Below are 13,766 nucleotides of genomic sequence, written 5' to 3'. Positions count from 1 at the left end.
GTTTTTGAGTTCCTGGCGCCTTGTCGACCACATGCAAACAAGCCGCCTCGCAAGCACATTACCACCTTGAAATAATTATATAATCGCACGATCGAGGGGTCGCTTTTGATCGCGACCTTTCACGTCCTGTCACGCTCTTGTGATCGCCCCTTGGGAACGAATCCCCCCAATACTAGGTTGTTGGGGACCGGAAGCATGAACCTCCCCCAACAGGGTAGCGACTACTTCGGGTAGATGGCGGCAGGAGCCTTCCATGAACCACTCGATTTACAGCGCTGATCGCTCGACCCACTTGAAAATCGTGGTCGTAGCCCTCGTCGCTGGGATCGCGGTGGCAGGCTTCGGCATCACGGCGGCACGCACGGGTTCGGACGAAGGCCTGACCCAGACTGCCCGCGTCATCAAGGCCGGCAAGCCGGTTGTTATCACCAGCTCGAACGCGTCCCTCGTTCGATAAGGAGATTTGACGAGTTTTGTGAATTCACGCGGCTCTTTACCAGCCCCCCAAAGTCGCCACGTGGATATGTAGACGACCCCAACCCCAAGTCGACTACGGAAAGCGCCCGCCCCCCACGGGCGCTTTCTCATGTCTGGGGCATGTTTTCACTGCGGACGTAGCGTGGGACGTCGCCCCGAACACCACTGTCATTCCCCGCGAAAGCGGGGAATCCAGTACGCCGGAGCTTCTCCGTATCCCACTGCCGTCTCTGGAATACTGGATCGTCCGCCCCAGTGCGCAATTGCGCACAAGGCGGACGATGACACCGAGTGTTTGGCGCTACCGTGCCCCAGCTACCGCGCCCCATAAGTCGGCGGCGGCGCCTGGACCGTCGGTGCTGCCGCAGCGAAGAGCTCGGCCTTGCGGCCGGTGAGCGGCGGGTAGATGCGCTTGCAGTTGATGGTCTGCTTGGTCGCCTTTGCCGCCGCGCCAGTGGCGCGAACCTCGCGATCCCACCCTTCGGTATAGAGCGCGCCCCAGCCGCCGAGGTCGAGCACGGTCACGTACCAGTCGATCCGCAGCGGCAGCATCGGCAGGTCCGCGAGATCGGCCACCACATTGTGACCGGCGAAGCGGCCCATGGGACGGGCGAACTGGCAGGACATCACCGTCGGATGCAGTCCGTCGACCACGCTCGAGGCAACATCGCCGGCGGCGAACACGCCCGGCACATCGGCAACACGCAGAAAAGGATCGACCAGCAGGCGGCCGAGGCGATCGCGCGCGCCCGCAAAGCTCTCGGCCAGCCGGCTCGCGCGCATCCCGGCGCACCAGATGACGGTCTGCGCCGGGATGAACTCGCCCGAGCTCAGGCGCATGCCGGCGGCCTCGACGGACACGACGCGCACGCCAAGCCGTGTCTCGACGTCGAGCGAGGCCAATGCCGTCTCGATGACGGGACGCGCATGCGCGCCGATGGTGGCGCCGACCGCAGGGTTGGGATCGACCAGGACGATGCGGCGGCTGCCGGTGATGCCGGCGCGCGCCAGCCTGTCCGGCATCTCGGCCGCGACCTCGATGCCGGTGAATCCGGCGCCGACCACCACGACCGTCGAGCGCCCCGGCGAGGGCGCGCTGTGTCCGAGCGAGACGAGATGATTTTCGAGGCTGAGCGCGGCGGCATAGGTATCGACGTCGAAAGCATGCTCGGCAAGGCCGGGGATGGCGGGACGCATCACTTCGCTGCCGAGCGCCAGCACCAGGCGGTCGTAGCTCAGCGTCTCCTCGCCGCTGCTCGTGACGAGAGAAATCTCGCGCCTTGCCGGGTCGATGGCTTCGACCTCGCCAATGCCGTGAGTGACGCCGATCGGATCGAGCAGTTGCGGCAACGGCAGTGCGACCTCGCTGAGGTCGGCCTCGTAATTGCGCACCCGGATGTTGTGATAAGGATTGCGATCGACAACACGGATCTCGACGTCACGGCCGGCTGCGCCGATCTCGTCGCGCTTGCGCGCGGCGCCGATGGCCGCCCATAGACCCGCAAACCCCGCGCCGAGCACGACGATACGCGCCATGTCCGTATACTGCTTTGTCCAAGAATTCCGGCGGCCTGCCCGCGCAGGCAGATATAGCTCATTTGCCCGGATCGACCAACTGCGGCGGCGCCGCTCCGCTGCATAAAATCGCGGCTCAGGCCTCGCGCAGCTCCGATGGCGTCGCGCCAAAACGCTTGCGGAAGGCGCGGTTAAAATAGGACAGGTCGGAGAAGCCCGAGGAATGCGCGATGTCGCTGATCTTGCGTGCCCTCGCGCGGGGATCGCCGAGCAGCTTGCGCGCCAGCACCAGGCGCTGCTCCAGCACGAATTCGGTGAAGGTCGTGCCGGCCTGCTCGAACAGGCGTTGCGCCTGGCGCGGGCTGAGCCCTGAGCGCGTCGCGATCTCGGACAGACAGAGATCGTTGCGGCCGAGCGCGGCCATCACGTCGGCACGCATGAGATCGAGACGGGCCGCCGCATGTCCGCGACCGCGCGCAAGGCTTGCATGCTCCGCATCGGTGCCGAGCAGCAGGCCGACGAGATCGATCACGTGTTGCGCGGTCAGGCGCTGGCCGACGGCGTCGAGATGCGGCGCGTGATTGGCGGCGAGTGCGTGGTAGCGGAAGATCGTCTCGGCCACCGCGCCATCCGAGAGCACTTGCGACAGCTTGTCCTCGGCACGCGGATTGATGTCGAGCAGCGCGCGGCGCGGCATGCGGATGCTGGTGAAGCGATCTTCCTGGGTGTGGCCGACGGTGCCGGTGACGCCCATGTCGACGAGCACCATCTGCGCGGGCGCAAGCTCGACGGTGTGGCCGTTCTGCCCGACGCGGACGAGACCCGCATGCGCGGCGATCAGGACCAGATCGTCACTGCCATCAGCAAGATGGCTCTGCGTGCGCGAATATTGCGCGGAGGCACCTTCGGGAATGGCCAACGCGATATTGTCGACCACGCTGACCTGGAGCCGGCAATCGATGCTGTCGCCATGGCTCGGCCCGACATCGAGACCGCAGGGACCGAAGGCCCGCTCGCGCCAATGTTCGAAGGCCGGACCATGCGGAAGACCCGCATATTGGTGGACGAAGATGCCCGGCGTCTTTGCTGCATCCATCTGACTTCTAGCCCCTCTCCGGCACCATGATGTGCAGCGCCGACTGCAAATTCCGGGCATTTGACGCCGCGGATTGCGGGGAGGTTCAAAGCGGGAGCGGATTCGGCAGGACTTGTCGGGTTGCGACGGCTGGACGGACCTTGGCGACGGTCGAGCGCCGTGTAGCCCGGATTGCGCTGCGCTCCATCCGGGCCACGGCGCCACGACACTTACTTCTTCGCGGGCGCCTGCGGCTGAGACGGCGGTACGGTCTCGATCAGCTTGCCGGAAAACACCGGAGCCGAGGTCGGCTGGCCGTTGGGCGAGCCGCCGGCCTGCTCGACGGTCACGGCGTAGGTCGCACCGTTGACGACCTCGGGATCGAAGGAGCCGAGCACCGGGCGCGCGGTGAAATCGCCCGCGCCGATCACGCCGAGCGAGCGCGGACGCGGCAGCTTGTCGGAGATCAGCCAGAGCTCGAAGCTCTTGCCGGCCTCCGGGGTCGCGCCGACCTTACGCACGGTGAAATTCCGCGTCGCGCCGTCGACCGTGAGAATGAAGGCGGGACCGCCGCCCTGGCCCTGCAACAGCGCGACATATTGCGAAGCAGCCGTGAGCGGCGCCGGCGTCTTCACTTCCACCGTCTGGATGCGCGGCGCCGGACGCAAGCCGCCCGGCAGCGCATCGGGCCGGAAGATCTGAAGCGACAGCGTCACCAGCAGCGCGGCCGCAAGCGCGCCTGCGGCGGAGGCGATGGTGCGCCAACGTTTCACGCGGCTCTCGAGCCGGATGACGTTGCTGTTGTCGGCGACCGGCGCCTGCGGCGCGCGCGCGACGTCAGGATCGGGCGCATGGACCTGCGGCATGAATACCGGCGCGATGTCGGGAAGCGCATCGAATGCGGGCCGCGCCGTCCCCGGCTGCTCTGCTTCGGAAGGCTGCAGCTCCGGTTGCGGCGCGGCGTTCGGTGACGGCTCGGGCGGTGCAGCTTCGATCGGGGAGAACTCCGGCACAGGTAGTGGCGGCGGCGAAGCTTCCGGCGCAGGGGTCTCCTGTGCAAAGTCCGTCCGCGCAAGCTCGGACCGGATATTCTCCCACACGATCGGGCGCGGCTCGACCGAGCCGACCATCTGGTTGAGGACGCCGAGCCGGTAAGCCCAGGCCTGCACGACATCGGCGAACGCCTTGTCCACGGCCATCATGGTCTCGACCTGCGCGCGCTCGTCGGCGTCGAGCGTACCGAGCGCATATTCCGCGGCGAGCGCGATATGGTCCTCCGTGTAGGCCATCACTTGCAGTCCAGAACCACCCTCACAATGCAAGCCCTCATAGTCCGAGGCACTCGCGGATATCCAACATGCTGCGCCGGAGCCACGTCTTCACCGTGTTGACGGGCGCAGCGAATTTTTCCGCCAATTGCTCGCGGCTCCAGCCGTTGTAATAGGCGAGAAGCACGAGCCTCTGACGATCCGGCTCGAGCCGGCCGATGCATTCCAGGAGCCGCTTCAACTCCTCGGTCATCTCCCTCCGCGCCAGCGGATCGGGGCTGTCGGCAGCGACTTCCATCGCCTGCGGCTCTTCCTCGATGGAGACTTCCGTCTTCTTGCGCACGATGTCGATGGCGCGGTTGCGCGCGATCGATGCCATCCATGTGATCGGCGACGACAAGGCCGGATTGAACTGGCCGGCGCCGTTCCAGATCTTGACGTAGGTCTCCTGAATGACCTCCTCTGCGAGATCCTGTCGACGCAAGATACGGAGCACGACGCCATAGAGTTTCGCGCGCGTGGCGACGTAGAGGCGCTCGAACGCGGCCTGATCGCCCCTGGCGACCTCCCCAATCAGCCCGACCAGCTCTGCTGGCGTCAGCATTCTGCCCCCCACACACGGCCTGTCGCGTTCCGCGCAGGCCCTGGCACTCCGCTACCATAGCGCGCGGCAAAGCCCATCACCAAGGGGCGGCGCGCCACGCTGTGGATAGCAAACGCGAAACCCGGACCTTGCGGGTCCGGGTTCGACGAATTCTCGGCTGTTGGACCGCTGGCTGCGCCGTCAGGCGACGGCGCCGATGCGGGCGCGCATCAGGCCGATGCTGTCGAGATCGGCCTGCTCGCGGGCGTTTTCTTCGGCGCGCTCGCGGGCCTGGTCACGCTCGTCGAGGAGCTCGACCTTCTTCAGTTCCTCGAAGGCTTCGGCCAGCGCGGCCTTGGCTTCGTCGAGCTGGCCCTTCAGTTCGTCGGCCGAGCGGGTCAGGTTCTCGCGGCGCTGAATCGCGGCCTTGGCATAGGTCGGATAAGCGAAGTGCGAGGGATCGTTGATCCCGGCACGCTCCTGCTCGGTCGTGATCTCGCGTTCAAGATCGGTCGACATCCGCTGGAAGTCGGCGATCATGGTCTCGATCTGGGTGACCCGGCGGCGCTTCTCGTCGACCTGAAATTTCTTCAGGCGGATGAGGGTATCACGTGACTTCATCGACTCATACTCCCCAGAAGTCCCCTGGCTGCACGTGGGACGTCACCGGTCTCCCCACAGGCCCTAATAGGGCCAAGACCGGCTCTGCTACTCTGTGAGAGCGGATGATGACCTGACAAAGTTAGCGTTCCGTTTCCAAATCACCGAGGATTTGCGCCAACTGGCGGTAGCCGTCCGCCAGTGATGCATTTTCGTCCTTGCGCTGGCGCAGGAACGCCTCCAGCGGCTCGTGCAGCCGGATCGCCTCGTCGACCTCGGGGCTGGAACCGGCCCGGTAGGCCCCGAGCCGGATCAATTCCTCCATGTCGGCATAGGTCGCCATCACTTGGCGGGCCCGCTGGATGGTCGGCCAGAACTGCGGATCGGCCGATTTCGGCATGGTGCGGGAGACGGATTTGAGGATGTTGATGGCGGGGTAACGGCCGCGCTCGGCAATCGAGCGCTGCATCACGATATGGCCGTCGAGGATGCCGCGGACGGCATCCGCAATCGGCTCGTTATGGTCGTCGCCGTCGACCAACACCGTGAAGATCGCGGTGATCGCGCCCTCACCGAGGCCCGGCCCCGCGCGCTCCAGAAGCTTCGGCAGCTCGGTGAACACGGTCGGCGTATAACCCTTGGCGGTCGGCGGCTCGCCGGCGGACAGGCCGATCTCGCGCTGGGCCATGGCGAAGCGCGTCACCGAGTCCATCAGGCAGAGCACGTCCTTCTCTTCATCGCGAAAGTACTCCGCCACCGCGAGCGTGAGATACGCCGCCTGGCGCCGCATCAGCGCCGGCTCGTCCGAGGTCGCGACCACCACGACCGAGCGCGCAAGGCCCTCCTCGCCGAGATCGTCCTGCAAAAATTCCTGGACCTCGCGGCCGCGTTCGCCGATCAGCCCGATCACGCTGACCGCGGCATCGACGTTGCGCGCGAGCATCGACAGCAGCACCGATTTGCCGACGCCGGACCCTGCGAAAATGCCCATGCGCTGGCCGCGGCAGCAGGTGAGGAATGTGTTCATCGCGCGCACGCCGAGATCGAGCGGGGCGCCGACGCGCTTGCGCGAATGCGCCGGCGGCGGCGAATTGCGGTATGGCATCGGCGCCGGGCCCTGCGGCAATGGCCCCTTGCCGTCGATCGGTTCGCCCAGCGCGTTGACGACGCGGCCGAGCCAGGCCGATGACGGACGCACTTGGTTGGCGGCATTGGCGATGACGGCCTTGCAGCCGCGGCGCACCCCGTCCAGGCCGGCGAACGGCATCACGACAGCGTTGTTGCCGGAGAAGCCGATCACCTCGCAGGGAATGGAACGGTTCGCGCCGGTCTCGATCACGAGCCGCGCACCGACCGACATCGCGTGAATGGGTCCGGCCACTTCGACCATCAGGCCACGAACGCCGACCACGCGGCCATAAATGTTGACGCCGTCGATGTCGCCGATCTGTTCGGCAAGAGCCTTCATGAAAGGCGCGCCTTCAATAAGAGGACGTTCATAGGGCGATCGCCTTCGATCCCGGGCTTCATGGCGAAAGACTTAAGTTTCGCCATATTTCTGAACGGCGCTTAACTTCGTGTTTACCCGCATCGTTAATCATTGCGTCACTGTCTTTGTGACTGAGCGTGACTCCCCTTCAGAAGAAGGCTGAGTCGCGGGAGTCGGTTAGGCCCGTCTCTTAAAGTGGAACTTGAACGGTACGGGGTGACGAAAGCTGCTTCGCGCGCAAGACCTTAGGGCGATTCGACAAAAATTGCACCGGGGGGACTTGCGTTCCAGAATCAGAGTTTGTTAACCATCTGTTGTCAGGATCCGAATCAGTTGTTCAAAGGCGTTTTGTTGAGTGCCGCGAATGCGGCCGACCTGACGCCCAGGAGCGGCGACTATGGGGAACTGGCATGCGCGTTTTGCTGATTGAAGATGACAGCGCCGTCGCGCAGTCGATCGAGCTGATGCTGAAGTCTGAGAGCTTCAACGTCTACACGACCGATTTGGGGGAAGAAGGCGTCGATCTCGGTAAATTATACGATTACGACATTATTCTTCTCGACCTCAACCTGCCCGACATGTCCGGCTACGACGTGCTCAAGCAGCTTCGGGTCTCCAAGATCAAGACACCGATTCTGATCCTCTCCGGCCTCGCCGGCATCGAGGACAAGGTCAAGGGTCTCGGCGTCGGCGCCGACGACTACATGACCAAGCCCTTCCACAAGGACGAGCTGGTGGCCCGCATCCACGCGATCGTGCGCCGCTCCAAGGGTCACGCCCAGTCGGTCATCCAGACCGGCGACCTCGTCGTCAACCTCGACACCAAGACGGTGGAAGTCGGCGGCCAGCGCGTGCATCTGACCGGCAAGGAATACCAGATGCTGGAGCTCCTCTCGCTCCGCAAGGGTACGACCCTCACCAAGGAAATGTTCCTCAACCACCTCTATGGCGGCATGGACGAGCCGGAGCTGAAGATCATCGACGTCTTCATCTGCAAGCTCCGCAAGAAGCTGGCCAACGCTTCCGAGGGCCGCAACTTCATCGAGACCGTGTGGGGCCGCGGCTACGTGCTGCGCGAGCCGCACGAGCACGAAGAGCGCATTCCCGCCTGATCTTAGGCTTTACGTCGCGAGCCCCCGGGGCTCGCTCCTCCCAGCCTGGACCCCGCCGCAAATGGCGGGGTTTTGTTTTTTGGGGGACGCCAACACGGCCTCATCGTCCTTGCGCCATTGAACCGCTATCTTCCCCCCGCCGACGAATGGTCGCTGCACGATGGGGGAACGATGATCCTGCAATCACTGGCCGGCCTGCCCGCCTTCCTGGTTTATTTCTGCACCGGCCTGATCGCGATCGTGGCGTATCTGCTCGTCTACACCCGCATCACCCCGCACAACGAGTTTCAGCTCATCCGCGATAACGAGCCGGCGGCCGCGATCGCGCTCGGTCTCAGCCTGCTCGGCTTCGTGGCACCGCTGGTCAGCGCGATCGCGCATTCGGCCAATGTGCTGGACTGCCTGATCTGGGCGATTATCGCGCTGATCGTGCAGATCATCGTGCTCTTTCTGGTGAAGGTCCCGGTGCCGAATCTGTCGGCGCGGATTGCCGCAGGCGAGCTTGCGCCGGCGATCTGGCTCGGGCTGTCCTCGCTCGCGGCGGGCCTGTTGAACGCCGCCTGCATGATCTACTGACATGGCCAAACCCTCCAAAAAGGAGTTCGGCAAGCGCCGGCCGGCGCCCGTGGCGCCGCCATCGGGGCCGCCGGTGAAGCGCTCCGGCCATGTCGCGCTGCTGGTGATGGGCACGATTGCGGTCGGCACCACCGCCTACACGCTGATGCCGCGGCAGCACTGCGAGCCCTCGCCCGGAGCCGTGCCGGGCCAGACGACCACGACGTGCAGCAGTAGCAGCAGTTCATCCGGCGGCAGCGGCGGCAGCAGCTCGCGCTGGTCGTCGCGATCGAGCTTCTTCAGCAGCGATTCCTCGAGCCATTCCTCTTCGGGAAGCTCTTCGGACTCAGGCTCCAGCAGCGTGAGCCGTGGCGGCTTCGGCTCGTTCGGCCATGGCTTCTCGGGGGGTGGTTGATCCATGCGACGCATCGTCTGCCCCGAGCGCGACGACTGGCGGCAGACCGCCGAACAATGCGGCTTCGCCTTCCACACCATCGACGGCGAACGCTATTGGGACGAGAGCGCCTATTACGCCTTCACGCTCGACGAGATCGAGCGCGGCATCGAGACGCCGACAGCCGAGATCGACGCGATGTGCCTGGAGCTTGCCGGCCGCGTGATCGGTGACGAGCGCTATCTGCGACGCCTGAAGGTTCCGGAGGCGTTCTGGAGCTTGATCGCCGAGAGCTGGGAGCGCGATGACCGCAGCCTCTATGGCCGGCTCGATCTGAAGTTCGACGGACAGTCGCCTGCAAAGCTGCTCGAATACAACGCGGATACGCCGACCTCGATCTTCGAGGCCGCGGTGTTTCAATGGACCTGGCTCGAACAGGCGATCGAACGCCGCATCATTCCGGTGCGCGCCGACCAGTTCAACTCCATCCACGAGCGGCTGATCGCGGCGTGGAAGGAGATTGCCGCGGGCCGCCATGTCCATCTCACCGGCACCACCGGCAACGAGGAAGACGCCGGCACGCTCGCTTATCTCGAGGACACCGCGCGCCAGGCGGGGCTTTCGACCAGGCTGCTCGACATCGAGGAGATCGGCTGGCGCGACGAGCCCGGCGGCTTCGTCGATCTCGACGACGGCGACATCGCGTTCGCCTTCAAGCTCTATCCCTGGGAATGGATGTTCCACGACGCCTTCGGCGCCAAGCTGATGAGCGCGCCGACACGCTGGATCGAGCCGCCGTGGAAGGCGGTGCTCTCCAACAAGGGCATTTTGCCGCTGCTCTGGGAGATGTTTCCGAACCATCCCAATCTGCTGCCGGCCTTCTTCGAGGACGACGCGCGGGCAGCCGAGCTCGGCAGCTCCTACGTCCGCAAGCCGCTGCTGTCGCGCGAAGGTGCCAATGTCACTCTGGTGTCCGGAGGCACGCCGCTCGACGAGCAGGCAGGCCCCTACGGCGCCGAAGGTTTCGTGCGGCAGGCGCTGTCGCCGCTGCCGAATTTCTCGGGCTTCTATGTGGTGGTGGGAAGCTGGCTGGTGAACCACGAGCCGTGCGGCCTGTCGATCCGCGAGGACGAGAGCCCGATCACGGGCAACCGCTCGCGGTTTCTGCCGCATGCGATTTTGTGAAATGCGCTCGCGACCTCATCGGAACGGCACGCGAGCGCAGAGACTTGCGTGCTTACTCAGGGTGTCTTGACGATGAATCTCCCGTCGTAGAGGCCCGCGCCCTTGAAGCCGGCTTGCGCACTTTCGAAGCCGCCCGTGCCCGTCGCGTTTGCATACGCCCCGGTGCCCGACAGGATCGTGTATTCGCCTTTCGCCCGACCATCCTTGATCGCGCCGGCGTAGCGCGCCGTGATCGAGGATCCGTCGTCGAAGGTGTAGGTGCTGTAGCCGTAGATGGGTCCTGAGCCCTTGATCAGGTCGGCGGAGTGGACGAAGTCCTTCACCGCAACGCGGCCGTCCTTGAAGAAGGCAACGCCAAACATTTTGCCAGACATGACCGTCTGACCTTCGACGTTCGCGACCTCGGTGACCTTTAAGTCCATCGGCTTGGTGACAAGCTTGAATTCGAGGACCTGCTCGCCAGCGAGAGCAGTGGCGGGCAACGAAAGCGCCGCCAACAAGAAATACGAGGCACAAGACATTCGCATGGTATGTCCTCCTCAGTACAATTCATGATGGAATGGAATCCCGCCTCGGTTCGGCGGGACCATCGCCAGCATAGCACAACCGTCAGATGCTGATTAGCGCCGCGATTGCATTGCATCGCGGCACGCGCTCTATTGCGCGGTAGTCGAGTAATCCGCAATGCTCAACCGCGTGTGAAGCGTCACGCACTCTGACGGAACGATATCCGCCAGTTGTTGCCGATCATTCGCGACGACGGCGTTCAGTGAGATTGCCTGTCGTTCGGCGAATCACCTCGCCGCGGCGACCTTCAGCGGCTGCGGCATCAATCCGCCCATCGGACGGCCAGAGCGCGCGGGGTTGAGCTGATAGAGACCGCGGCGCTCGGTGATCGGGCGGAACGCGTCGGTGATGCCGACGACGGATTCGGCCGCACCAAGCAGCAGCGTACCGTCGGCTTCCAGTCCCTTCGCCATGCGCTCGAAAATCACGGCCTTGGTGTCCTGGTCGAAATAGATCAGTACGTTGCGGCAGAAGATCACGTCGAACGTGCCGAGATGGGAGAAGTCCTGCAACAGATTGAGCTGGCGGAACTGCACCATCGCGCGAATGTCGGCATTGAGCTGCCAGAGCTCGCCGGCTTGCGTGAAGTATTTCATCAGGTGCTGGATCGGCAGGCCGCGCTGCACCTCGAACTGGCTGTAGATCCCGGCCCTGGATTTCTCCAGCACCTCCTGCGACAGATCGGTGGCGACGATCTCGATGCGCCAGCCGGCGAAGGCCGCGCCCATCTCCTTCACGCACATCGCGATCGAATAGGGCTCCTGCCCGGTCGACGAGGCCGCCGACCAGATGCGGAGCGACCTACGCGCCGCGCGCGCCTGGAGCAGGCCCGGCAGGATGGTTTCGCGTAAATGATCGAACGGGATCTTGTCACGGTAGAAGAAGGTCTCGTTGGTGGTCATCGCCTCGACCACGTCGGTCGCAAGCCGGCCGTCGCCGTTCCTGATCTTCAGCACGAGATCGGGAATACCGGGCAAGCTCGCCTTGCGGGCAAGCGGCAGCAGCCGGCTCTCGACGAGATATTGCTTGTCGGCGGAGAGATCGAGGCCGGAGCGCTCTTTCAGGAACTTGCGCAGATATTCGTAGTCGACCGGCGTCACGAGCGGTCTCCCGCGAACAGGCGATTGACCTTGGCGCCGATCTGGTTGAGCGGCAGGATCGCCGCGCAGATGCCGGCATTGGCCGCCGCGCCCGGCATGCCCCAGACCACGCTGGAGGCTTCGTCCTGCGCAATCACGTTGCCGCCGGCGGCGACGATGTCCTTGCCGCCGCGCATGCCGTCCGAGCCCATGCCCGTCAGGATCACCGAGAGGATGTTGCCGTGCCAGATGTCGATGGCGGAGGTGAACAGCGGATCGACCGCGGGCTTACAGAAATTGACGGCGGGACCGTCGTCGAGCGCGATCGCCGCGTCCGCGCCGCTGCGCACGACACGCATGTGCTTGCCGCCGGGCGCGAGGTAGATCCGTCCCGGCTTCACCGGTTCGCCGTCGACCGCCTCGGCCGCCGGCTTGCGGCTCGCGCGCGCCAGGTGCTCGGCGAGAATGGTGGTGAAGGTCGGCGGCATGTGCTGGGTGATCAGCACCGGGAAGCGGTCGATCACCGGGCCGAGCTCGGTGACGAGCGCCATCAGCGCCTGCGGACCGCCGGTCGAGGAGCCGATCAGCAGCACCTTCGGTGCGTGGGCCGAGAACGGGCGCGTGGACAGCGCCCCCGACGACGGCGCATGCAGGGCCGGTGCGGGCGCGGCGGGCCGCACGACAGCCGGTGCACGTGCAGCCGGTGCCGGGGTCGCGGGCGCCAGCGGCGGGCTCGCGACTGCGGGTCTGCGGCGCAGCCGCGCGCCGAGGTGGCGGATCTTCTGGATCAGGTCGTGATGAAAGATGTCCGCGGCCGACGCTTCGCGCGTCGACTCCGGCTTCGGAATGTAGTCGGCTGCACCGAGCGACAGCGCCTTGAAGCTGATCTCCGCGTTGCGGCGGGTCAGCGTCGAGGCCATGATGATGACGAGATCGCGCTTCTTCGCCAGCAGTTGCGGCAGCGCCGAGATGCCGTCGAGCTCGGGCATTTCGATGTCGAGCACGGCAACGTCGGGATTGATGCGTTCGAGCTGGTTGACCGCCTCGAGCCCGGTGCGCAGCGAGGCCGCGACCTCCATGTCATGCTCGGCACCGATCCAGCGCGAGATCAGACCGCGTATGACGACGGAGTCGTCGACGACCATCACCCGCAGCGGCCCGGCGTCGCGCGACGGACCCGTGGTCGAATTACCTGCGAACGCAACACTCATTACTCACCAACTCAGACTGAAACGGTTCAGTTGAAACAATCGCCGAAGGATCCGTTCAGCCTCCGGATGTTCGCTCAGATAAGCCCGACTTCCTGGAATTTCGCCGTCACGATGTCCTTGTCGAAGGGCTTCATGATGTATTCGTTGGCGCCGGCGTGCAGCGCACGGGCGATGTGCGCGACGTCGTTCTCGGTGGTGCAGAACACCACCTTGGGCTGGTCGCCGCCGGGCATCCGCCGGAGATGGCCGAGGAATTCGTAGCCGTCCATGACCGGCATGTTCCAGTCGAGCAGCACGGCATCGGGCAAGCCGCGCTTGCAGGCCTCCAGTGCCTTCTCACCGTCCTCGGCTTCGAGAATCTGGAAGTCGAGGCCCTCCAGGATCCGGCGCGCAACCTTGCGGATGACGCTGGAATCATCAACGACGAGACAAGTGCGCATGTGAACCTCTGCTTCCTACCCCCTTGTGGGGGTACTTCTAATTGCGAGTCCGTCGGCGGCGATGCCGCCGTATCAGGCCGCCATCATCTCGGGCGCGAGCTCGAGGACACGATCGACGTCGAGGACGACCATGAGCTGCCCGTCGAGGCGGTGGACGCCGCCGGCGAGCTTGGCCATGCGGGGATCGAGGTTGACGGGGTTCTCTTCCATGCCGGC

Annotated in this window: 15 protein-coding genes and 1 pseudogene; 5 read left to right on the top strand and 11 right to left on the bottom strand. The window is 64.9% G+C overall.

Translation table 11 applies throughout. The features are described 5' to 3' along the window. The first annotated feature begins 253 nt into the window (after nt 1-253). Entirely contained in the window at nt 254-457 is a 204-nt protein-coding gene (locus tag AC5ZFO_RS31275; protein ID WP_014497685.1) for a hypothetical protein, read from the top strand. A gap of 335 nt (nt 458-792) precedes the next feature. Here the strand turns inward: AC5ZFO_RS31275 and AC5ZFO_RS31270 are convergent, their stop codons facing one another. The 6 genes from AC5ZFO_RS31270 to fliI all read right to left on the bottom strand — a co-directional run bounded on the left by AC5ZFO_RS31270 (nt 793) and on the right by fliI (nt 6,986). Continuing rightward, nucleotides 793-2,013, bottom strand: coding sequence for an NAD(P)/FAD-dependent oxidoreductase (locus tag AC5ZFO_RS31270; RefSeq protein WP_282524566.1), 1,221 nt, complete (start codon nt 2,011-2,013; stop codon nt 793-795). 115 nt (nt 2,014-2,128) lie between these two features. After that, the gene (locus AC5ZFO_RS31265; RefSeq protein WP_028158908.1) at nt 2,129-3,088 is read right to left on the bottom strand and encodes a helix-turn-helix transcriptional regulator; all 960 of its coding nucleotides are present in this window, start codon (nt 3,086-3,088) and stop codon (nt 2,129-2,131) included. Nucleotides 3,089-3,297: 209 nt separating this feature from the next. Continuing rightward, nucleotides 3,298-4,356: an anti-sigma factor gene (locus AC5ZFO_RS31260; protein ID WP_282524567.1), complete on the bottom strand. Its 1,059-nt coding sequence runs from the start codon at nt 4,354-4,356 to the stop codon at nt 3,298-3,300. A gap of 37 nt (nt 4,357-4,393) precedes the next feature. Further along, a complete protein-coding gene (locus AC5ZFO_RS31255) occupies nt 4,394-4,939 on the bottom strand; it encodes a sigma-70 family RNA polymerase sigma factor (protein ID WP_041955015.1) in 546 nt (181 codons plus the stop codon). 180 nt (nt 4,940-5,119) lie between these two features. Then, the gene (gene fliJ, locus AC5ZFO_RS31250) at nt 5,120-5,539 is read right to left on the bottom strand and encodes a flagellar export protein FliJ (protein ID WP_008138882.1); all 420 of its coding nucleotides are present in this window, start codon (nt 5,537-5,539) and stop codon (nt 5,120-5,122) included. Nucleotides 5,540-5,660: 121 nt separating this feature from the next. Beyond that, nucleotides 5,661-6,986, bottom strand: a complete 1,326-nt coding sequence (gene fliI, locus AC5ZFO_RS31245; protein ID WP_085403223.1) for a flagellar protein export ATPase FliI — start codon at nt 6,984-6,986, stop codon at nt 5,661-5,663. Between the two features lie 431 nt (nt 6,987-7,417). Between fliI and ctrA the strand changes: the two genes are divergently transcribed. From ctrA to AC5ZFO_RS31225, 4 genes are all read left to right on the top strand, one after another. Further along, complete coding sequence (gene ctrA / locus AC5ZFO_RS31240; RefSeq protein WP_008138878.1) at nt 7,418-8,119, top strand: response regulator transcription factor CtrA; 702 nt, start codon at nt 7,418-7,420, stop codon at nt 8,117-8,119. Nucleotides 8,120-8,290: 171 nt separating this feature from the next. After that, complete coding sequence (locus AC5ZFO_RS31235; protein ID WP_282524568.1) at nt 8,291-8,695, top strand: DUF350 domain-containing protein; 405 nt, start codon at nt 8,291-8,293, stop codon at nt 8,693-8,695. 1 nt (nt 8,696) lies between these two features. After that, nucleotides 8,697-9,089 carry a hypothetical protein gene (locus tag AC5ZFO_RS31230; RefSeq protein WP_282524569.1) on the top strand — a complete coding sequence of 131 codons (393 nt, stop codon included), beginning with the start codon at nt 8,697-8,699 and terminating at the stop codon, nt 9,087-9,089. Between the two features lie 3 nt (nt 9,090-9,092). Then, entirely contained in the window at nt 9,093-10,253 is a 1,161-nt protein-coding gene (locus tag AC5ZFO_RS31225) for a glutathionylspermidine synthase family protein (protein ID WP_282524570.1), read from the top strand. Between the two features lie 56 nt (nt 10,254-10,309). On the opposite strand, the gene AC5ZFO_RS31220 is transcribed toward AC5ZFO_RS31225, so the two are convergent. From AC5ZFO_RS31220 to AC5ZFO_RS31200, 5 genes and pseudogenes are all read right to left on the bottom strand, one after another. Beyond that, nucleotides 10,310-10,750 (bottom strand): hypothetical protein, encoded by a 441-nt coding sequence (locus AC5ZFO_RS31220; RefSeq protein ID WP_223153690.1) that lies wholly within the window; start codon nt 10,748-10,750, stop codon nt 10,310-10,312. A 297-nt stretch (nt 10,751-11,047) separates the two neighbouring features. Then, the gene (locus AC5ZFO_RS31215; RefSeq protein ID WP_282524571.1) at nt 11,048-11,920 is read right to left on the bottom strand and encodes a CheR family methyltransferase; all 873 of its coding nucleotides are present in this window, start codon (nt 11,918-11,920) and stop codon (nt 11,048-11,050) included. After that, the gene (locus AC5ZFO_RS31210; protein WP_041955012.1) at nt 11,917-13,110 is read right to left on the bottom strand and encodes a protein-glutamate methylesterase/protein-glutamine glutaminase; all 1,194 of its coding nucleotides are present in this window, start codon (nt 13,108-13,110) and stop codon (nt 11,917-11,919) included. Before AC5ZFO_RS31210 ends, AC5ZFO_RS31215 begins: the two co-directional genes overlap by 4 nt. A 74-nt stretch (nt 13,111-13,184) precedes the next feature. Continuing rightward, complete coding sequence (locus AC5ZFO_RS31205) at nt 13,185-13,550, bottom strand: response regulator (protein WP_007600538.1); 366 nt, start codon at nt 13,548-13,550, stop codon at nt 13,185-13,187. A 72-nt stretch (nt 13,551-13,622) separates the two neighbouring features. Further along, nucleotides 13,623-13,766: pseudogene (locus tag AC5ZFO_RS31200) on the bottom strand (chemotaxis protein CheW); the annotation flags it as partial.

The organism is Bradyrhizobium sp. Unk1 (genome assembly GCF_059512345.1).
The sequence above is the reverse complement of the archived record's forward strand: the minus strand, read 5'-3'. Positions and strand labels throughout refer to the sequence as shown.

Bases quoted from the DNA above. Each gene is read 5' to 3' on its own strand.
- fliJ (WP_008138882.1), bottom strand. From the start codon at position 5,539: ATGAAGTCACGTGATACCCTCATCCGCCTGAAGAAATTTCAGGTCGAC.
- AC5ZFO_RS31275 (WP_014497685.1), top strand. From the start codon at position 254: ATGAACCACTCGATTTACAGCGCTGATCGCTCGACCCACTTGAAAATC.
- AC5ZFO_RS31205 (WP_007600538.1), bottom strand. From the start codon at position 13,550: ATGCGCACTTGTCTCGTCGTTGATGATTCCAGCGTCATCCGCAAGGTT.
- AC5ZFO_RS31235 (WP_282524568.1), top strand. From the start codon at position 8,291: ATGATCCTGCAATCACTGGCCGGCCTGCCCGCCTTCCTGGTTTATTTC.
- AC5ZFO_RS31265 (WP_028158908.1), bottom strand. From the start codon at position 3,088: ATGGATGCAGCAAAGACGCCGGGCATCTTCGTCCACCAATATGCGGGT.
- AC5ZFO_RS31270 (WP_282524566.1), bottom strand. From the start codon at position 2,013: ATGGCGCGTATCGTCGTGCTCGGCGCGGGGTTTGCGGGTCTATGGGCG.
- AC5ZFO_RS31255 (WP_041955015.1), bottom strand. From the start codon at position 4,939: ATGCTGACGCCAGCAGAGCTGGTCGGGCTGATTGGGGAGGTCGCCAGG.
- fliI (WP_085403223.1), bottom strand. From the start codon at position 6,986: ATGAAGGCTCTTGCCGAACAGATCGGCGACATCGACGGCGTCAACATT.
- AC5ZFO_RS31260 (WP_282524567.1), bottom strand. From the start codon at position 4,356: ATGGCCTACACGGAGGACCATATCGCGCTCGCCGCGGAATATGCGCTC.
- AC5ZFO_RS31210 (WP_041955012.1), bottom strand. From the start codon at position 13,110: ATGAGTGTTGCGTTCGCAGGTAATTCGACCACGGGTCCGTCGCGCGAC.
- AC5ZFO_RS31230 (WP_282524569.1), top strand. From the start codon at position 8,697: ATGGCCAAACCCTCCAAAAAGGAGTTCGGCAAGCGCCGGCCGGCGCCC.
- AC5ZFO_RS31225 (WP_282524570.1), top strand. From the start codon at position 9,093: ATGCGACGCATCGTCTGCCCCGAGCGCGACGACTGGCGGCAGACCGCC.
- ctrA (WP_008138878.1), top strand. From the start codon at position 7,418: ATGCGCGTTTTGCTGATTGAAGATGACAGCGCCGTCGCGCAGTCGATC.